Origin of the sequence: Pseudomonas sp. W17 (assembly GCF_040268305.1) — a bacterium.
Lineage (GTDB): Bacteria > Pseudomonadota > Gammaproteobacteria > Pseudomonadales > Pseudomonadaceae > Aquipseudomonas > Aquipseudomonas protegens.
This window is the reverse complement of the sequence record NZ_CP158490.1, coordinates 3,564,911-3,583,379: the sequence shown is the minus strand read 5'-3', so window position 1 is coordinate 3,583,379 and position 18,469 is coordinate 3,564,911. Positions and strand designations below refer to the sequence as shown.

Below are 18,469 nucleotides of genomic sequence, written 5' to 3'. Positions count from 1 at the left end.
CGCCTGTGGATTTTGCGGGGCTCATCCAGGCCATGGGTGAGGCGTCACAGGCGGCACCAGGCCAGGGCGACACGCCACACCGCCAGGTCATTCCGATCACGGGCGAACGGCGCAGGGAAGCTGAGGGGGCGGGTTATGGAGTGGTTGGTAGCGGCAGCGGTATTCCTGGCGGTCAGTGCGGTGCTCTGGGTGGTGAGTTTTCGTATCAACCGCCGGATTGAAAGCCAGGTTCCGATCAACGGACGCTTTCTCGAAGTCGGTGGCGAGCGCATTCACTACACCGATGAGGGCAGGGGCCCGGCGCTATTGATGATCCATGGCCTGACCGGCTGCGGGCGCAACCTGACCCACTCCCTGGCCCCGCAGCTGCGCGAACGCTTCCGAGTGATCACCATCGATCGTCCCGGTTCGGGCTATTCCACCCGGGCCCGGGGCGCCGCGGCAGACCTGCCGGCCCAGGCCAGCCTGGTGGCCAGGTTCATTCGCACCCTGGACCTGGGCCAGCCGCTGGTGCTGGGGCATTCCCTGGGCGGTGCGGTGGCGCTGTCCCTGGCCCTGGACCATCGGCAATCGGTGTCCGGACTGATCCTGGTGGCCCCCTTGACCCATCCGCAGCGCATGTTGCCGCTGGTGTTCCTGTCCCTGGCAGTGCGCCCGGCTTTCCTGCGGCGCTGGATGTCCCTGACCCTGGCGGCGCCCATGGCCATGCTCGGGCGCCGTGGCCTGGTCAAGTCGGTGTTCGCCCCGGACCCGGTGCCCGAGGATTTCGCCGAGCGTGGCGGCGGGTTGCTGGGGATGCGTTCGGACAGCTTCTACAACGCCTCCAGCGAAATCGCCGTGGTCAACCGTTCGCTACCGGGCATGGTCAAGCATTACCCCAGCCTGAAGCTGCCGGTAGGGCTGATCTATGGCTCGGCGGACCCGGTGCTCAGTTACCGCCGGCACGGTGAGTCAATGGTCGGCAAGGTGCCGGGGCTGTCCCTGGAGATCGTCCAGGGCAGGGGCCACATGTTGCCCATCAGCGCAGTCGAGCGGGTGGTGGCCATGGTCCAGCACGTCGCTTCCCAGGCTGCGCCACAACGCAGCGCAACCATCCTGCACCCGCCGTTCGCGGCTTCAAGAGCAAGTTGAGGGCGTGGTGGGGGGCGGTTTCGAGCGCCCCTGCCGCGGCGTCGACAGCAGCTGTAAATGCTTCACGGGCGACATTCGAAACAAGCCGAAAAAATAGTTGACGAGCTAACGAACCCGAGCTATTTTTTTAAAAAAATGTTTTGAATGTTTTTTTTGAAAGTGCAATTGAGCGATTAAAAATAATGAAAATAACGCCATTTCACGCTTTTGTTTTTTCATCCCTTCACGCTCTGCACAGCGCAGCCGCGCTGTCCTTTATAGCACCTGTTTCGACTGCCACCCTGCGGAGGCTGCCATGACTGTTTCCGTGGCGGCACCCGGCGTCTGGACCGATAGCAAGCGTCACCTGTGGTGGCTGGGCACCTTGCCCATGATCACCCCTCTGCTGTCGGGGATCTTCGCCCTCACCACCGGGGTGCAAGTGTTCTGGTGGAGCGGGGTCCTGGTGATCTTCGGCCTGATCCCGCTGATTGACGGCCTGATGGGGGAAGATGCCAGCAACCCGCCTGAATCCGCCGTTCCCGATCTGGAAAAACAACCCTACTACCGCTTTATCGTCTACAGCTGTGCCGTGCTCTCGGTACTGTCTTTGGTGGTGACCGCCTGGATGGCCATCAGCGGGGTGGACTGGATCATCGCCGGCGGCCTGCTGCAACTGAGTGAACAACTGCACCTGCAAGGCAGCCTGGCGAGTTTCGCCGCCTTCCTCACCGAGCGTGCGCAACTGCACGGCAGTATCGGCTGGTTCACCTACCTGGGCATGGCGATGTCCACTGGCGCGGCCACCGGCATTGCCATCAACATCGCTCATGAGCTGGGGCACAAGAACCGCGGGATGGCCAAGTTCCTGGCCAAGCTGGCCCTGGCTTCGACCTTCTACGGGCACTTCTTCGTCGAGCACAACCGCGGCCACCATGTGCGGGTGGCCACCCCGGAGGACCCGGCCAGTTCGCGCCTGGGCGAATCCTTCTGGAGTTTCCTGCCGCGCACCGTGTGGTTCAGCCTGAGTTCGGCCTGGCATCTGGAAAGCCAGCGCCTGGAAAAACTCGGCCTGCCGACCCTGCACTGGAAGAACGGCGTGCTCAGCGCCTGGTTGTACAGCGTGGTGCTGTGGGGCGTGCTGATCGCCTGGCTGGGGGCGGCGGTGATTCCCTTCCTGGTGATCCAGGGGATCTACGGTTTCTCTCTGCTGGAGGTGGTCAACTACGTCGAGCACTACGGTCTGCTGCGCCAGAAACAGCCCAACGGCCGCTATGAACGCTGCTCGCCGCGCCACTCCTGGAACAGCAACCGGATCGTCACCAACATCTTCCTGTTCCAGTTGCAGCGCCACTCCGACCACCACGCCAACCCGACCCGTGCGTATCAGGCCTTGCGTCACTTCGACGAGTCGCCACAGCTGCCCTATGGCTACGCCACCATGATCGTCTGGGCCTATGTGCCGGCCCTCTGGCGGCGCCTGATGGACCACCGGGTGCTGGCGCACTACTCGGGTGATGTACGCCTGGCCAACATGCACCCGGCCAAGCGTGACGAGCTGCTCAAGCGCTACGGCTTCAGCAACACCGATTCAGACACCGCTCTTTAGTTGTACCGCTCACCCCTTCAAGTGCTGGTGAACCGGTCGTGTTCGCCTGTGATGTGCCCGCTTGAAGGGTGAGCAACGCAGTAGGCAGTCCTTAAGCAAGTTGACCGACAACAACAATAAGCAACTGTAAGGAAGTCACGGATGTCTATTTCACCGCTATTCACTGCCCAGTTGTTCGTGGTCCTGGTGGGGATCTCCCTGATGGGCGCCGTCGAAGCCGCGCGCATTGAACCGGCCAATACCGAGTTCACCGCCAAGGGCCCCATCAGCTTTGCCAAGAGCATCATCAATGCCGACTGCACCATCCAGGTCAGCGGCAAGGTCAGCCCCGACGGCAGCTTCGCCAGCGTCGAGAAAGTCGACTTCAGCGGTGGCCTCAAGTGCGGCCAGGTGGAAGCCACGCACCTGCCCTGGAAGCTGATCGCCAAGGACGAAACCAGCGGCGCCATGTCGGGTATCCAGGTCACCGTGCACGCGCCCCTGGTGGGCGGCGACTGCGGGCCGTCCACCGCCGAAGGCAGTTGGAACAACAGCACCGGAAAACTCGAAGCGGCCCAGGTCAGCCTCGACGGTGGCTGCACCATCAAGACCGTATCGATCCAGATGCCACCCACGTTCCGGGTTGCACCCTGACGCGCACGTCACACCTTTATCGAATTGAAGATTTGGCTGGAAAGGGAAGCTCGGTCGCTGTTCTCCGTGTTGTCTCGCTCAAGGCCATTACCCCGGCGAAATGAATCGCCATACATGTGAGGAAAAACAACAATGAAAGGCATCAAAACTCTCGTGTCCGCCACCGCCATCGTTGCCTGCTTGGGAGCTGCTTCCATGGCCAGCGCTGCATCCATCGCCATTGATGGTGCGAACCCGGATGGTCCGTTCACTACCCCAGGCGGCACCATCACCGTGCGCTCGCCGTCCTCGTTCAACCAGCCCGTGACCTGCAACATCAACTTCAGCGGCAACATCGCCGGCGGCGTGGCCAGCATCACCGGCGCCACCGTCAGCGGCAGCAACGCGCTGTGCAACCTGCCGAAGATCACTGGCTTGCCATGGACCCTGAGTGCCTCCAGCACCACCGCCGGTACCGTGACCAATGTGGGTTACACCATTTCCTTCTTCCCTGCCACCAACTGCGGTCCGACCACCATCAACGTGGCCTGGAGCAACGTGACTCACTCGCTGAGCCTGAGCACGCCTCAGACCCTGAGCGGTGGCTGCTCCGTGGATGTACTGAACGCCAAGCCGTCGCCACAGGTCAGCGTGATTTAAGCGTTATCTGGAACCAAGGGCTGATCACCCGCTGAAGGACACCGCCTCGCAAGAGGCGGTGATCTGCAGATCAGGAGGGCCCTGTAGTGTCGGTTGCTATCGATAATAATAAGGAGTGGGGCATGAATAATAAGAAACAACAGTTGCAGATCGCGGTGGCACTCGCCCTGTTGGGGGGCTTTGGTGCGATCGGCACTGTTCAGGCAGGCGGCTTCACCACGCCTACCTACGGCGCTCCCGGATGGGGCCGGGCCTTCGGTGGTGGTTCATTGTTCAAGAACGACCCCAGTGCGGCTTACAACAACCCGGCGGCCATGGCGTTTATCGATCAGAACGTGGCACAGATGACGGTCGACTACGCCCGCATCAAGATGAAATACAAAGGCGATGCCTACGATTATCAAGGGAATCCGGCCACCACCTTGCCGGTGGATGCGTCCGGCGTCCCCACCGGTGGCCCGGTGCCCCTGGAGGGCAATGGTGGCCAGGGCGGCTTCACCGCCTGGTTGCCGACCGGCTTCATGGTAATGCCGATCAACGATCAGTTTGCCTTCGGCCTGAGCCAGGTCGTGCCCATGGGCATGCGCAGCACCTGGGACAACGACAATTCCAAGATCCGCGACTTTTCGGTGGATACCAAGATCGAGACCGTGGGCCTGACCGGCTCGCTGTCGTTCAAGGTCAATGACGACTTCTCCCTGGGTGCCGGGGTCATCGTCCAGCACAGCAAGGGCTTTGTCAGCCAGAACCTCAACCTGACCGGTGCCGCGGCGGTATCTCCCGGCCTGGGCGGGATTCCGCTGCCATCCGGCGTCGGGGCGAACCTGATGCGGGTCAAGGTGGACAATACCTCGGTAGGCTGGTTCACCGGCGTGGTCTGGAAACCCACCGACCGCGACACCCTGGGCCTGAACTACCACGCCAAGATCAAGAACAAGATGGACGGCAAGTACAACGTGCGTGCCGACGCGGTAGGCCGCCAGTACATGACCCAACCGGCCGGGCCCAATGGTGAAAGCCTGGTGGAACTGGCCTATCCCGGCCTGAAGCTGAACCCGGATGGCGCCAACGCCAGTGCCCAGCTGGACATTCCAGCCTCCGCCGGGCTGGACTGGGTGCATGTGTTCGATGACCGCTTCACCCTGGGTGCCAGCATGCTGTGGACCCAATGGTCGTCGTTCAAGGACCTGACCCTGAAGTCCGATGGCAATACCCTGGTCTCCATCCCGTACAAGTACAAAGACACCATGATGTATTCCCTGGGTGGCGACTACCGCTTCACCGACCAGCTGACCCTGCGGGCCGGTGTGGCGTACGACCAGACACCAACCCGCAACAGCACACGTGACCCGCGGATTCCCGACAACGATCGCTGGTTCACTTCCCTGGGCTTCGGCTATGACATCAGGGCGATCCCCGGCCTGACCATCGACGGCGCCTATTCCCGGCAATTCGTCAAGGAAGCCAAGATCAAGACCCAGAACGTGGACCGTCTCGGTGCTTCGCGCCTGGATGGCAAGGTCGACGCCAAGGGCGAGGTGGTGAGTCTCTCCGCGACCTATCACTTCTGAGGGTAAAGGCTTTACCCACGCCTCGAGATAACGGCAGTACAAAGGGATTGTGCTACTGCCGTCGGCGGGACGGGTCACCCCAGGACCCGTCTTGACCTGCCATTTCCCCAAGCCCTGGCTGACATCGTTCGGCCGTTGTGCGTTGCTGAAATCACTCAAAACAATATTTAAAAATAAAATTTGAAACGCGGCAATTTCCTTTGTAGGGTGATCTTCGAGGGGCCGGCACAACGCCCAGGCTCCAAGTGGTTGTCTGCATAGAACAAGAGAGGTATTCCATGATTGTCTGGTTATTGGTGGGACTCGCCGCTGCGTTCGCACTGGCCTATCGGCAGGCCCCGGCATCCTGGTGGCTGGGCTCGGCCCTGGTCTGGCTGGGGGCAGGGCACTGGTTGGGCCTGGTGGGCTCGCTGGGCATCACCCTCGCGGCGCTGCTGGTGGTGCTGCCGGCAGCGCTGCTGAGCGTCAAGCCGCTGCGTCGGGCCTTGCTCACCCGTCGTGCCCTGGCCATGTTCCGCAAGATCATGCCGGCCATGTCCGACACCGAGCGCGCGGCCATCGAATCCGGCACGGTCTGGTGGGATGCCGAGCTGTTCAGCGGCAAGCCCGACTGGTCGCGCCTGATAGGCGCCGCGCCGGCCAGCCTGAGCGCCGAAGAGCAGGCGTTCATGGACAACGAAGTGGAAACCCTGTGCGATATGGCCAACGACTGGGAGACCACCCAGGTCTGGCAGGACCTGTCGCCCAAGGCCTGGCAATACACCAAGGACGCCGGCTTCCTGGGGATGATCATTCCCAAGCAGTACGGCGGCAAAGGTTTCTCCCACTATGCCCATTCCCAGGTGGTGATGAAGCTCTCCACCCGCTGCTCGGCGGCGGCAATCTCGGTGATGGTGCCCAACTCCCTGGGCCCGGCCGAACTGCTGCTGCACTACGGCACCGAGGCCCAGCGCCAGCATTACCTGCCGCGCCTGGCCCGGGGCGAAGACATTCCCTGCTTTGCCCTGACCAGCCCTTATGCCGGTTCCGACGCTGGGGCGATCCCCGATGTCGGGGTGGTCTGCAAGGGCCAGTTCGAGGGCCAGGAAGTGCTGGGCTTCCGGGTTACCTGGGACAAGCGCTACATCACCCTGGGCCCGATCGCCACGGTGCTGGGCCTGGCGTTTCGCGCCGAGGACCCGGACGGCCTGCTGGGCACCAAGGGCAGCCTGGGGATCACCTGCGCGCTGATTCCCACCACTCATCCCGGGGTCAATACCGGGCGGCGCCACTGGCCGCTGAACGCGGTGTTCCAGAATGGCCCGACCACCGGCAAGGATGTGTTCATCCCCCTGGAATGGGTGATCGGCGGTGGCGACCAGGTGGGCAACGGCTGGCGCATGCTGATGGAATGCCTGGCCGCCGGGCGCGCCATTTCCCTGCCCTCGGCCAACGTCGGCCTGGGCAAGGTGGCGGTGCGCGGCACCACGGCCTATGCGGCGATGCGCAAGCAGTTCGGCCTGCCCATCGGCAAGTTCGAAGGGGTGCAGGCGCCCCTGGCCCGCATGGCCGGGCACCTGTATGCCTGCGACGCGGTGCGCAAGGTCTCGGTGGCGTCCCTGGATGCCGGCGAGAAGCCCTCGGTGATCTCGGCCATCGCCAAGTACCACGTTACCGAGCGCGCCCGGGCCATGGTCAATGACGGCATGGACATCGTTGCCGGCAAGGGGATCTGCATGGGGCCCAACAACTTCCTGGCCCGGGCCTACCAGCAAAGCCCGATCGCCATTACCGTGGAAGGTGCGAACATCATGACCCGCTGCCTGATCATCTACGGCCAGGGGCTGATCCGTTGCCATCCCTACGTCTTTCGCGAGATGGAAGCGGCCCGGGATACCGGGCGCAAGGGCCTGGAAGCGTTCGACAGCGCGATGTTCGGCCATATCAGCTTCGTCTTCGCCAACACCGTGCGCGCCGCGGTGCATGCGGTCACTGGCGGGCGCCTGATCAAGGCCCCGGGCAACACTGACAAGGCCCTGGCCGCCTATTACCGGCAGATCCAGCGTCTGTCGGTGGTGCTGGCCCTGGCCTCGGACATTTCCATGGGCGTGCTGGGCGGTGCCCTCAAGCGCAAGGAAAGCATCACCGGGCGCCTGGGGGACATTCTGTCCCAGCTGTACATCCTGTCCTGCGTACTGAAGCGCTTCGAGGACGATGGCCGGCCGCAGGCCGACCTGCCGCTGGTGCACTGGGCCGCCCAGGACTGCCTGCTGCGGGCCCATGAAGCCCTGGCCGAAGTGCTGGACAACTATCCGTCCAAGGCTGCCGCGCGGATCATCCGTGGCCTGAGCTTTCCCCTGGGCATTCCCCAGCGCAAGCCGTCGGACCGCCTGCTGGCGCAAGTCGCCGAACTGGTGCAGACCCCGGGCCCGACCCGCGACCGCCTGCTGGCCGACTCCTACATCCCGCAGCCGGACATCGACAAGCTGGCCTATGGCGAACTGGCGTTCCGCCTGCAGCCACAGGTGGACCTGATCGAAGCGCGGCTCAAGCCGGCGATCAAGCAGGGCAGCCTGGCGCCGTTGCCGATCTCCCGCGAGGCCTTCGTGATCTGGCGGGTCAAGGCCCTGGAGCTGCAGCTGATCAGCCCGGACGAGGACGAACTGCTGGGGCGCTATGTGGAATACGGCGACCACGCGATCCAGGTCGACGACTTCCCCCAGGACTTCGGTCTGCTCGAAGCCCTGCAACAGCGTCAGGCGCACTTCGAGCAAAGCGCCAAGCCGGCCTCGCGCAAACGCGCGGCCAGCAGCGAAGACGCAGTGGCCGCCAGCGATTCGGCCTATTGACCCTCTACAGGATTGGATCGGGATCTCTTTATGTCTGACGGTTATCTTTCGTTCGTCAATTCCGGCTGGGGCCGCTGGCTGGCCCAGCGCACCGGCCTGCCGCAACCGGTGCCGCTGCAACGGCACCGCGAGGGGCAGGGCGGCAACCTGCTCAACCCGGTGGTCCTCGCCGCAGCGCCCGAGGGGCGCCTGCTGGGCGAGCTGCAACGGATCTTCGCCGCCACCGACACCGTGGCGGCCCAGGCCGCAAGCATCACCGCGCCTTCCACGGTGAAGGTCCAGGGCCTGGTGTTCGATGCCAGTGGGGTGGCCGACATCGCCCAGCTGGACGAGCTGTACCGCTTCTTCCACGCCAATGTGCGGCGCCTGACTGCCCACGGCCGGGTGCTGGTGCTGGGTACGCCGCCGGAGCACTGCAAGGAACTAGCCCAGGCGGTGGCGCAACGGGCCCTGGAAGGCTTCGTGCGTTCCCTGGGCAAGGAGCTGCGTCGGGCCATCACGGTGCAGTTGCTGTACGTCGAGCCCGGCGCCGAAGCCGAGCTGGACAGCAGCCTGCGGTTCTTCCTGTCGCGCCGCTCGGCCTATGTATCGGGGCAGGTGGTGCGCATCGGCGAGCCGGTGGAAGTGCCCCGGCACATCGATTGGCAACAGCCCCTGGGCGGGCGCCGGGCACTGGTCACCGGGGCCTGCCGCGGCATCGGCCTGGCCATTGCCAAGGTCCTGGCCCGGGAGGGCGCCCAGGTGGTGTGCCTGGACATTCCCCAGAGCGAGGCCGAGCTGCAGCAGGCGGCTGCCGGGATCAAGGGCTGCGCCCTGGCCCTGGACATCACCGCGGCCAACGCCGGGCAACGCCTGCTGGAGTTCGTCGGCGAGCACGGCGCCTTCGATATCGTGGTGCACAACGCCGGCATCACCCAGGACAAGACCCTGGCGAAGATGACCGAGGCAGCGTGGCGCAAGGTCATGGCGGTCAACCTGGAAGCGCCGCTGCTGCTCAGCCAGGCGCTGCTGGAAGGCCAGGGCCTGAATCCCGGCGGGCGCATCGTCTGCGTCTCGTCGATTTCCGGGATCGCCGGCAACCTCGGGCAGAGCAACTACGCCACCTCCAAGGCCGGGGTCATCGGCCTGGTGCAGAACCTCGCCCCTTTGGCGGCGCGCCAGCAGATCACCGTCAATGGCGTGGCCCCGGGTTTTATCGAAACCCAGATGACCGCGAAGATCCCGCTGATGATCCGCGAGGCCGGACGGCGCATGAACTCCATGAACCAGGGCGGGCAGGCCGTGGATGTGGCGCAAACCATCGCCTGGCTGGCCCATCCGGCCTCCGGCGGGATCAATGGACAGGTGGTCCGCGTCTGCGGGCAAAGCCTGCTGGGGGCCTGAAGCATGAATGCCGACTCTGCCATTCGCATCATCGAGCCGCCTCCGTCCCGGGGACAGTTGCTCTACGACGGCATCCGCAGCCTGCGCAAGCCCAAACCAGACGCTGCCCCCAAGCTGCCCAGCGAGCGCCTGGTGCGCCCGGCGGTAGAGCTCAAGGCCGACGAAATAGCCCGCTACGCCCAGGCCTGCGGCTTTCGCCGGGAACATGGGGTGCCGCTGGCGTTTCCCCACACCCTGGCGTTCCCGCTGCACCTGTTGCTGCTGACCCGCCCGACGTTTCCCTACCCGGCCAGCGGCATGGTCCACCTGGCCAACCGCATCCGCCAGTACCAACGGCTGGAGGAGGGCCAGGCCCTGCGCCTGGAAGTGTTCGCCGAGCGCTGGCTGGCCCATCCCAAGGGCCAGGCGCTGTCGATTGCCACCCGGGCCCACAGTGGCGGCAGCCTAGTCTGGGAAAGCGACAGCCTGTACCTGCGCCGCGGTGTAGCCGGGCCCATCGGCGAGCCCTGGGAGGGCTTGTTGCAATGGGATGAGCAGGCCTTGGTGCGCACTCAGCGCTGGAGCCTGGGGGGCGACCTGGGACGGCGTTTTGCAACGGTCAGCGGCGACTTCAACCCGATCCATACCTCATGGCTGGGCGCCCGGCTTTTCGGCTTCCGCCGGCCCATTGCCCACGGCATGTGGACCCTGGGCCGGGCCCTGGCGGCCCAGCAACCGCCCCATCCACTGGCGGCGGCCCAACTGGACTGTGAGTTCAAGCTGCCGATCTTCCTGCCGGCGGCGGTGACCCTGTGGAATCGCCTGCCGGACGGCCCGCGCCATGAGTTTGAAGTGCGCAACAACGCGGGGGACAAGCCCCACATGCGCGGTCTATTTATCTGGGGAGCTCGTTGATGGCTGAGTACAGTTTCAATCCGGCGCCGGTACGCCGGGTGGCGATCCTGGGCGGTAACCGGATTCCATTCGCCCGTTCCAACACGGTATATGCCAATGACAGCAACCAGGACCTGCTGGTGGCGGCGTTGCAGGGCCTGGTGGATCGCTACGGCCTGTCGGGCCAGCGCCTGGGGGAGTTCGCCGCGGGGGCGGTGATCAAGCATTCGCGGGATTTCAACCTGGCCCGGGAAAGTCTCTTGTCCACCACCCTGTCGCCGCAGACCCCGGCCTATGACCTGCAGCAGGCCTGCGGCACCGGGCTTGAGGCGGCGCTGCTGGTGGCCAACAAGATCGCCCTGGGGCAGATCGAAGTGGGCATTGCCGGGGGCGCCGACACCACCTCCGACGCGCCCATAGGTATTAACGAAGGCCTGCGCCGCACCTTGCTCCAGGCCAATCGCGCCAAGGGCACCGGCAACAAGCTGCGCAGCCTGCTCAAGGTGCGCCCGGGGATGTTCTTCAAGCCGTTGCTGCCACGCAACGGCGAGCCGCGCACCGGGCTGTCCATGGGCGAACACTGCGAAGAAATGGCCAAGCGCTGGCAGATCAAGCGCCTGGCCCAGGATGAACTGGCCCTCACCAGCCACCACCAGTTGAATGCGGCCTACCAGCGCGGCTTCTTTGATGACCTGATCACCCCGTACCGCGGCCTGAAACGCGATAACAACCTGCGGGCCGACGCCAGCCTGGAGAAGCTCGCCGGCCTGGGCCCGGCCTACCACCGCCACAACGGCACCCTGACCGCCGGCAACTCGACCCCGCTCACCGATGGCGCCTCGGTGGTGCTGCTGGCCAGCGAAGACTGGGCGGCGGCCAACAACCTGCCGGTGCTGGCCTACCTGCGTACCGGGGAAACCGCCGCGGTGAACTTTGTCGACGGCAGTGAAGGGCTGCTCATGGCCCCGGCCTATGCCGTGCCGCGCATGCTCGCCCGGGAGGGCCTGAGCCTGGAGGATTTCGACTTCTACGAGATCCACGAAGCCTTTGCCGCCCAGGTACTGTGCACCCTCAAGGCCTGGGAGGACGCTGATTACTGCCGGGACAAGCTCGGCCTAGACGGACCGCTGGGCAGCATCGAGCGCAGCAAGCTCAACGTCAACGGTGGCTCCCTGGGCTGCGGGCATCCGTTCGCCGCCACCGGTGGGCGGCAACTGGCGACCCTGGCCAAGGCGATCCATGAGCGCGGCGGCGGCCGCGGGCTGATTTCCATCTGTGCAGCAGGCGGGCTGGGCGTAACCGCCATCGTCGAAAAATAAAATAACAAGGAGACTGCCAATGAGTGTCGTGAGCCTGCAACCCGTCGAGCGTATCTGGCTGAACGCTTACCTGCCGGGAGTGCCCAGCGATATCGAAGCCGAGATCGACCGTTACCCGTCGCTGCGGGAAGTGTTCCTCGAACACGTGGAAAAGTATCGCCAACGGGTGGCCTATGTGAGCATCGGCACCGAGATGGGCTACGACCTGTGGGAGAAGCGGGTATTGGCTTTCGCCGCCTGGTTGCAGTCCAAGGGGGTGAAGAAGGGCGACCGGGTGGCGTTGATGATGCCCAACTGCCTGCAGTACCCGATCTGCCTGTTCGGCACCCTGCTGGTGGGGGCCGTGGTGGTCAACGTCAACCCGCTGTACACGGCTCACGAACTGCGGCACCTGCTCAAAGACAGCGGCGCCGAGACCGTGGTGATCTTCGAGAATTTCGCCCACACCCTGGAACAGGCGATGCCGGGCAGCCAATTGAAGAACATCGTGGTGGCCGCCATCGGTGACCTGCTGGGCACCTTCAAGGGCGCAGCCCTGAACTTCGCCTTGCGCCATGTGCAAAAGCAGGTGCCGAAATTCAACCTGCCGGGGGCCATCCGCTTTCCGGCGATGATGAAGCTGGCCAGCGTACTGGAGCACCGCCCGGTGGAACTCAAGCAGGACGACATCGCCTTCCTGCAATACACCGGCGGCACCACCGGCGATGCCAAGGGCGCCATGCTCACGCACCGCAACATCCTCGCCAACCTGATGCAGGCCAAGGCCTGGGTCGGTGACCAGCTGGACGAGAACCAGCAGGAAACCAACGTCACCCTGTTGCCGCTGTACCACGTGCTGTCGCTGACGGTGAACTGCCTGATGTTCATGTGCCTGGGCGGGCGCAACATCCTGATCGCCAACCCGCGGGACGTGAAGCGGGTGCAGATGATCCTGCGCAAGGAAAAGTTCAGCGGCATCGTCGGGGTCAACACCCTGTTCAACGGCCTGCTGGAAAACGAGGAGTTTCGCGGCCGGGATTTCTCCGACCTGAAGTTGGCGATTGCGGGCGGCATGGCCACCCACACCTCGGTGGCCCGGCGCTGGAAGGAAGTCACCGGGGTGCCGATCATCGAAGGCTACGGCCTGACCGAGTGCTCGCCGGTGGTGAGCATCAGCCCGATCGACATTGCGCGCATGCGCGAAGGCGATTTCACCGGGACCATCGGCGTACCGCTGCCTTCGACCTGGGTGCGCTTCGTGCGCGAGGACGGCCAACTGGCCGAGCTGGGCGAGGAGGGCGAGCTGCAGGTACGCGGGCCGCAGGTGATGAAGGGCTACTGGCAGCGCCCGGAGGAAACCGCCAAGGTTCTGGACCGCCATGGCTGGCTGTCCACCGGGGATGTCGGGGTGATGAACGAGCAGGGCTTCATTCGCCTGGTGGACCGCAAGAAGGACATGATCCTGGTCTCCGGTTTCAACGTGTACCCCAACGAGATCGAGGATGTGGTGGCCCTGCACCCCGGGGTGGCGGAAGTGGCGGCGATTGGCGTCGAGGATGATGTGACCGGCGAGAAAGTGAAGATCTTCGTCGTGCGCAAGGACCCGGCGCTGACCCAGGACCAGTTGCTGGCCCACTGCCGGGAATACCTCACCGGCTACAAAGTGCCGCGCTATGTAGAGTTCCGTACCCAAGAGCTGCCCAAGACCACCGTGGGCAAAGTCCTGCGCCGCGCCCTGCGCTGACCCGCAGGAGCCGGCTTGCCGGCGAAGAAACCCCTGGGCCTTGCGCCGTTCCCGAGGGCGCCTTCGCTGGCAGGCCAGCGCCTACAAGGCGTTGGGCAGGCGAACCTGGCCCGGTTGCAGGCCGAACACTTCCACGCCCTCCGGGGTCGATTGGCCCACGGTCACCGGCACCCGCTGGCCTGGTTGATCGGCCGTTGCCCGGTATTCCACGCTCATGCCGTCGGCGTCGCGCTGGATCGCCGCAGGCGGCAGCACGATGGCCTGGTCGTTGCGGTAGGTGACGATGGTCAGCCGCGCGCTCATGCCCAGGCGCACCCGTTGCAGTTGTTCGCGGCTCAGTTTGGGCACCGACAGGGTCACCGGGAATTGCGCTCCGGCACCTGCGGTTTCGTTGGGCAGGGCCAGGCTGCTGACGATATCCACCACGCCCTCCAGGCGTTCACCATCAAAGCCGTCACCGAGAATTTCCACGCGCTGCCCCTGGTGCAGTTGGTTGATGTCCAGCTCCGACACCTTGCTGACGATCTTCAGCTGTTCGATGTTGGCCAGGCCGAACAGCACTTGCCCCGGGCTCAGGCGTGAACCGGTCTGCACCGGACCGTTGGCGGCACCGGCGGTGTTCGGGCCCGCGCCGCCATTGGGTGGCGGCACCACGATGCCGGCAAAGGGGGCGACCACGTTCTTGTGCTCCAGCAGTTTGCGCAGGGCGTCGTACTTGACCGTGGCGTTGGTCAACTCCATTTCGGCAATCTGCCGGTATTCCCCCGTGCCCTGGTTCAGCGCCTGCTGCAATTCACTCTGGGCGGCGGCCAGGTCCAGGCGCTGCATCTGTGCCTGTTGCTCCTGGTCGTTGAGCTCGTTGCGCGGAATGATTCCGCGCTGGAACAGGTTCTGGCTTTCCCGCAGCTTGCGTTCGGTATTGGCCAGGGACATCTGCGAGTTGCGCAGGGTACGGCGGGCCCGGGTGACCACGGCGCCGTTGTTCCAGTCCTGCAGCTCCTGGACGGTGCGGCGGGCCTTGAGCAAGGTGGAAAGGGCTTCGCGCGACTGGATCTCCACCAGCCCCGGGTCCATCTGCAAAAGGACCTGGCCGGCCTCTACGCGCTGGCCCTGTTCCACCAGGCTGGCCTGCACATTGCCTTCGAACGGGGCGGTGAGGACCACGGTCTTTTGGGGTTCGATCTTGCCCACCAGGCCGATCTGGTGAGTCAGTACCGTGCCTTGCACGCTGACCCAGCGGGCCTCGCTGGCCGGAGTGCTGGCGGGGGACTGCAGTGTGACCAGGGCCGCGGCGCCCACGGCGAGGGCGACGGCCAGGGCCAGCGCTTGCAGGGTATGGCGACGGCGCTTGCTCGCCTGCGGCTTGTCAGAAGTCATTGAGCGCAATGTCCCAGCTCTCCAAAGTCATGCCCAGGGTCAGGTCCAGTTGCGTCTGGGCGTTCAGGTAGGCGATCAGCGCATTGAGCCGGGCATTCTCGGCGTTGCGCAGGTCACCCTCGAAACTCAGCACCTGGAAGTTGCTGGAACGGCCGGCACTGAGCTTTTCCCGTTCGATGTCCAGCTTGCGCTTGGACAGTTCGCTGGCGCGCTGGGCAATCTCGTACTGGCGCCAGCGGGTGCCCAGGTCGCGCACCACGTTGTTGACGTCACGCTCCAGCACCTGGCGGGCATCGGCCAGGAGGATTTCCTGGTTCTCCACATTGACCCGGGCGTGGACCTCGGCCTGGCGGGTACTCAGGTCGCCAATGGGAATCTGCACCTGGACCCCGGCGTAGCTGTCCCAGCGCCGGTCCGAACCGTTGCTGGTGTCATTGTCATAGCGGCTGCGGGTCTGGTTGGCCCCGGCCACCAGGGATACGTCCCAGCGCGACTGGTCCTTGGCGATCACCAGGTTCAGGTCGGCCTGCTGGCTGCCCAGCAGGGTAGCCAGGTATTCGGGTTGCTGGATCTGCGCAAGGCGCAGGGCCTCGCGCTGGTCGATGCTGATCTTGGCCGCCTGCAGGGCCTCGCTGGCGTGGATCCGGCTGGACATGTCCAGGGCCAGCAGACGCAGCAGCGACAGGCGGTTGACGTCCACCTGGTTGCGCGCTTCCTCCACCCCCAGCTCCTGGCTGGCGATGTCGGCTTCGGTCTGCACGATCTCGAACTCGGCCATGCGCCCGGCGCTGATCAGCGCGCGGTTGACTTCCAGCAGGGCATTGGCGCGCTTGAGGGCTTCCTGGGCGATGGTCAGCTGTTCCTGGGAACGCAGCAGCTCGCGGTAGGTGGTAATGATCGCGGTGATGGTCTGGGCGACCCCGGCCTTGAGGTTGAGGCGATTGCTTTGTTCGGTGATGCGCGCCAGGCGCAAGGGCGCGGTGGTCACGTCCCAGCCGGCGCCGCGCAGCAATGGCTGGATGATCGCCAGGTCCAGGCCGTCGCTGCGCTGGCGGCCGGCCCGATCGGCTTTGTTCAGGTCCTGGATCCAGGCCATGCTCAGGCGTGTGCCGTACTCGCTCAACAGGCTGGTGGCCGGGGCCATGTTGAGGTTCTGCGTGGTGTCGCTGCTGCCCCGGGTGGTGCGGTAGTTGCCGGTGATCAGCAGCTTGGGGTTGAACACATCCTCGGCCACCCGCAGGTCGAACTTCTGCGCCACCCGCTGCAGGTACGAACTGCGGATGCTGCGGTTGTTGCGCAAGCCCAGGTAGACCGCGTCTCCCAGGGTCAGGTCGGTGACCTGCTGGCTGAGCAGGGCGCTGCGCGAATAGTCGCTGCGCATGGTGGGAGCGGAAGGGCGATCCACCCGCTCATCGGCGCTGAGCGCCGGCAAGTACAAAAGGCACAGGCAGGCGAGTGTTCGCAGGCGCCAGTCATTCATCGCGCAACGCCTCCACCGGTTGCAGTCTGGATGCCGAAATGGCCGGGTACAGGCCGAAAAACAGGCCCACCAGCAGGGTGCTCCCGATCCCCAGCGGCAGTGCGGCTCCCGCCAGTGAGAAGTGCCAGCCGGACATCCGGGCGTAGATAAAGGCCGAGGCGACCCCCAGTATCGCCCCCGATAGGGCGCCAACTGCGGTCAGGCTGACCGCCTCCAGCAGGAACAGGTTGCGGATGTCCTTTTGCCGGGCGCCCAGGGCCATGCGGATGCCGATCTCGCGGCGGCGCTCCGAGACATTCATCAGCATCACGTTCATCACCCCCACGCCACCCCCCACCAGGGAAATGCCGCCCAGGGCCATCAGCAGGTAGCCAAAGGTGCGGCTCTGCCGGGTCATGCCGTCGATGATCTGCTGCGGTACCTGCACTTCCACCTCACGTCCGCGCAGGATCTTTTTCAAGGCCTGGGTCATGGCCGCGGCGACCTGCTCCATGTTCTGGCCACCGGCGACCCGGGTCACCACATTGTCGATCTGTGGCGAAGGGAAAATCCGCCGCATGCTGCCCTGGGGCAGGAACACCGAGTCATTGGCCTGGATTGGCACCAGCACCGCGCTGGGCTGGTTCTGCAGGATACCGATGACCAGGAACAGGTAGTCGTTGATCCGCACCCGGTCCCCCAGTTGCAGCGGGGCCCCGGCGGCGCCCAGGGTCTGAGCCACCTGATGGCCGATCACCGCATAGATTTCGTTCTGATCGAAGTCCGAGAGAAAACGCCCCTCACGCAACTGCAGGCGCATGGCCGGCGCCAGCTCGGCGGTCGCGCCCACCACACTGGCGTTGGCGGAGCGGCCATTGCGGATCAGCGTGGCGCTGAGCAACACCGTCGGGGCAATGTTGATCAGGCTCGGCACCGCCTGGCTCAGCGCCCGGGTGTCCAGGGCCGCGGGCAGCGGCGTGCGGCTGTCGGCGCTGGCGGGAAAGCGGGCCACCAGGGTGTCGGTGCCCATGTTCTGGAAGATCGCCGCGGCGTCCTCGGCGGCGTTGTGGCCGATGTTGATCAGTGCCACCACCGAGGAACTGCCGATGACGATGCCCAGCAGGGCCAGGATCGAACGCTTGCCCAGGGTGCGCAGGCTGACGAAGGCTTCGTGCAGCAGCTGGCTGGCGCTTTGCTCGACCTTGAGGCTCATGCCGGGCAGACCTCCTGCACCACGCCATTGGTGACACGGATCTGCCGTTCCAGGCGCTGGGCGATATTGGGGTCGTGGGTGACGATGATCAGGGTCACCCGGCGCTCGCGGTTCAGCGCCAGCAGCAGGTCCATGATGTCCTGGGCGGTGTGGCTGTCGAGGTTGCCGGTGGGTTCGTCGGCGAGGATCACCGAGGGTTCGCCCACCAGTGCCCGGGCGATCGCCACCCGCTGGCGCTGGCCGCCGGAAAGGTCCGCCGGGCGGTGGTCGGCGCGTTGCCCGAGGCCTACCTGGTCGAGCATGTGCATGGCCCGCTCCAGGGAATCACGCCGGGCCACGCCGCGGTAGCTCAGGGGCAGGGCGACGTTGTCCAGGGCGCTGAGACGCGGCAGCAGGTTGAAGCTCTGGAACACGAAGCCGATCTGCTGGTTGCGGATCGCCGCCAACTGGTCGGGGCTGGCGCGGAAGATATCGTGGCCGGCAAAGTGATAGTCGCCGCTGTCGGGCAGATCCAGCAGGCCGAGAATGTTCAGCAGGGTGCTCTTGCCGGAACCGGAGGCACCCAGGATGGCGCAGCTTTCACCGGCGTCGATGCAAAGGGAGACGTTCTTGAGAATGTGGAGCGGTTGCTCCGCCAGCCGATAGCTCTTGCCTATGCCCTGCAGGGAGATAAAACCTTGGTCGATTATCGTCTCTGTCATCGCTTACCGCGCCGGCTGGCTCGACTGGCTG

15 protein-coding genes are annotated in these 18,469 nt (G+C 65.0%); 10 read left to right on the top strand and 5 right to left on the bottom strand.

Annotated features, from left to right (window positions below):
- Positions 1 to 135 precede the first annotated feature (135 nt).
- The 3 genes from ABCR88_RS16530 (at position 136) to praA (ending at position 3,352) form a co-directional block, all read left to right on the top strand.
- Positions 136 to 1,131, top strand: a complete 996-nt coding sequence (locus ABCR88_RS16530) for an alpha/beta hydrolase (RefSeq protein ID WP_015635560.1) — start codon at positions 136 to 138, stop codon at positions 1,129 to 1,131.
- Positions 1,132 to 1,426: 295 nt separating this feature from the next.
- The gene (locus ABCR88_RS16525; RefSeq protein ID WP_011061224.1) at positions 1,427 to 2,719 is read left to right on the top strand and encodes an alkane 1-monooxygenase; all 1,293 of its coding nucleotides are present in this window, start codon (positions 1,427 to 1,429) and stop codon (positions 2,717 to 2,719) included.
- Positions 2,720 to 2,860: 141 nt separating this feature from the next.
- Positions 2,861 to 3,352 carry an alkane oxidation protein activator PraA gene (gene praA, locus ABCR88_RS16520; protein ID WP_350402715.1) on the top strand — a complete coding sequence of 164 codons (492 nt, stop codon included), beginning with the start codon at positions 2,861 to 2,863 and terminating at the stop codon, positions 3,350 to 3,352.
- Positions 3,353 to 3,360: 8 nt separating this feature from the next.
- Here the strand turns inward: praA and ABCR88_RS16515 are convergent, their stop codons facing one another.
- Positions 3,361 to 3,549 (bottom strand): hypothetical protein, encoded by a 189-nt coding sequence (locus tag ABCR88_RS16515; protein WP_350404923.1) that lies wholly within the window; start codon positions 3,547 to 3,549, stop codon positions 3,361 to 3,363.
- Here ABCR88_RS16515 and praB point away from each other — a divergent pair.
- The 7 genes from praB to ABCR88_RS16480 all read left to right on the top strand — a co-directional run bounded on the left by praB (position 3,485) and on the right by ABCR88_RS16480 (position 13,688).
- On the top strand, positions 3,485 to 3,991 hold the full coding sequence (gene praB / locus ABCR88_RS16510; protein ID WP_011061226.1) for an alkane oxidation protein activator PraB: 507 nt from the start codon (positions 3,485 to 3,487) through the stop codon (positions 3,989 to 3,991). The genes ABCR88_RS16515 and praB overlap by 65 nt on opposite strands.
- A 122-nt stretch (positions 3,992 to 4,113) precedes the next feature.
- Positions 4,114 to 5,562, top strand: coding sequence for an outer membrane protein transport protein (locus tag ABCR88_RS16505; RefSeq protein WP_015635564.1), 1,449 nt, complete (start codon positions 4,114 to 4,116; stop codon positions 5,560 to 5,562).
- A 278-nt stretch (positions 5,563 to 5,840) separates the two neighbouring features.
- Positions 5,841 to 8,390 (top strand): acyl-CoA dehydrogenase, encoded by a 2,550-nt coding sequence (locus ABCR88_RS16500; protein WP_350402713.1) that lies wholly within the window; start codon positions 5,841 to 5,843, stop codon positions 8,388 to 8,390.
- A 30-nt stretch (positions 8,391 to 8,420) separates the two neighbouring features.
- Positions 8,421 to 9,773, top strand: a complete 1,353-nt coding sequence (locus tag ABCR88_RS16495; RefSeq protein ID WP_350402711.1) for a 3-oxoacyl-ACP reductase — start codon at positions 8,421 to 8,423, stop codon at positions 9,771 to 9,773.
- Positions 9,774 to 9,776: 3 nt separating this feature from the next.
- A complete protein-coding gene (locus tag ABCR88_RS16490; RefSeq protein ID WP_350402709.1) occupies positions 9,777 to 10,667 on the top strand; it encodes a MaoC/PaaZ C-terminal domain-containing protein in 891 nt (296 codons plus the stop codon).
- Positions 10,667 to 11,965, top strand: coding sequence for an acetyl-CoA C-acetyltransferase (locus ABCR88_RS16485; RefSeq protein ID WP_350402707.1), 1,299 nt, complete (start codon positions 10,667 to 10,669; stop codon positions 11,963 to 11,965). Before ABCR88_RS16490 ends, ABCR88_RS16485 begins: the two co-directional genes overlap by 1 nt.
- A 19-nt stretch (positions 11,966 to 11,984) precedes the next feature.
- A complete protein-coding gene (locus ABCR88_RS16480; RefSeq protein WP_350402705.1) occupies positions 11,985 to 13,688 on the top strand; it encodes an AMP-binding protein in 1,704 nt (567 codons plus the stop codon).
- An 81-nt stretch (positions 13,689 to 13,769) separates the two neighbouring features.
- On the opposite strand, the gene ABCR88_RS16475 is transcribed toward ABCR88_RS16480, so the two are convergent.
- The 4 genes from ABCR88_RS16475 to ABCR88_RS16460 are packed head-to-tail and all read right to left on the bottom strand — an operon-like array spanning position 13,770 to position 18,438.
- Entirely contained in the window at positions 13,770 to 15,065 is a 1,296-nt protein-coding gene (locus ABCR88_RS16475; protein WP_015635570.1) for an efflux RND transporter periplasmic adaptor subunit, read from the bottom strand.
- Positions 15,055 to 16,545 carry a TolC family protein gene (locus ABCR88_RS16470; protein WP_011061234.1) on the bottom strand — a complete coding sequence of 497 codons (1,491 nt, stop codon included), beginning with the start codon at positions 16,543 to 16,545 and terminating at the stop codon, positions 15,055 to 15,057. Before ABCR88_RS16470 ends, ABCR88_RS16475 begins: the two co-directional genes overlap by 11 nt.
- The gene (locus tag ABCR88_RS16465) at positions 16,538 to 17,737 is read right to left on the bottom strand and encodes an ABC transporter permease (protein ID WP_053158448.1); all 1,200 of its coding nucleotides are present in this window, start codon (positions 17,735 to 17,737) and stop codon (positions 16,538 to 16,540) included. The genes ABCR88_RS16470 and ABCR88_RS16465 overlap by 8 nt, the downstream gene beginning before the upstream one ends.
- Positions 17,734 to 18,438 (bottom strand): ABC transporter ATP-binding protein, encoded by a 705-nt coding sequence (locus tag ABCR88_RS16460; protein WP_041118149.1) that lies wholly within the window; start codon positions 18,436 to 18,438, stop codon positions 17,734 to 17,736. The genes ABCR88_RS16465 and ABCR88_RS16460 overlap by 4 nt, the downstream gene beginning before the upstream one ends.
- Positions 18,439 to 18,469 lie beyond the last annotated feature (31 nt).

Bases quoted from the DNA above. Each gene is read 5' to 3' on its own strand.
- praA (WP_350402715.1), top strand. From the start codon at position 2,861: ATGTCTATTTCACCGCTATTCACTGCCCAGTTGTTCGTGGTCCTGGTG.
- ABCR88_RS16530 (WP_015635560.1), top strand. From the start codon at position 136: ATGGAGTGGTTGGTAGCGGCAGCGGTATTCCTGGCGGTCAGTGCGGTG.
- ABCR88_RS16460 (WP_041118149.1), bottom strand. From the start codon at position 18,438: ATGACAGAGACGATAATCGACCAAGGTTTTATCTCCCTGCAGGGCATA.
- ABCR88_RS16480 (WP_350402705.1), top strand. From the start codon at position 11,985: ATGAGTGTCGTGAGCCTGCAACCCGTCGAGCGTATCTGGCTGAACGCT.
- ABCR88_RS16490 (WP_350402709.1), top strand. From the start codon at position 9,777: ATGAATGCCGACTCTGCCATTCGCATCATCGAGCCGCCTCCGTCCCGG.
- ABCR88_RS16505 (WP_015635564.1), top strand. From the start codon at position 4,114: ATGAATAATAAGAAACAACAGTTGCAGATCGCGGTGGCACTCGCCCTG.
- praB (WP_011061226.1), top strand. From the start codon at position 3,485: ATGAAAGGCATCAAAACTCTCGTGTCCGCCACCGCCATCGTTGCCTGC.
- ABCR88_RS16495 (WP_350402711.1), top strand. From the start codon at position 8,421: ATGTCTGACGGTTATCTTTCGTTCGTCAATTCCGGCTGGGGCCGCTGG.
- ABCR88_RS16465 (WP_053158448.1), bottom strand. From the start codon at position 17,737: ATGAGCCTCAAGGTCGAGCAAAGCGCCAGCCAGCTGCTGCACGAAGCC.
- ABCR88_RS16515 (WP_350404923.1), bottom strand. From the start codon at position 3,549: ATGGAAGCAGCTCCCAAGCAGGCAACGATGGCGGTGGCGGACACGAGA.
- ABCR88_RS16470 (WP_011061234.1), bottom strand. From the start codon at position 16,545: ATGAATGACTGGCGCCTGCGAACACTCGCCTGCCTGTGCCTTTTGTAC.
- ABCR88_RS16500 (WP_350402713.1), top strand. From the start codon at position 5,841: ATGATTGTCTGGTTATTGGTGGGACTCGCCGCTGCGTTCGCACTGGCC.
- ABCR88_RS16475 (WP_015635570.1), bottom strand. From the start codon at position 15,065: ATGACTTCTGACAAGCCGCAGGCGAGCAAGCGCCGTCGCCATACCCTG.
- ABCR88_RS16525 (WP_011061224.1), top strand. From the start codon at position 1,427: ATGACTGTTTCCGTGGCGGCACCCGGCGTCTGGACCGATAGCAAGCGT.
- ABCR88_RS16485 (WP_350402707.1), top strand. From the start codon at position 10,667: ATGGCTGAGTACAGTTTCAATCCGGCGCCGGTACGCCGGGTGGCGATC.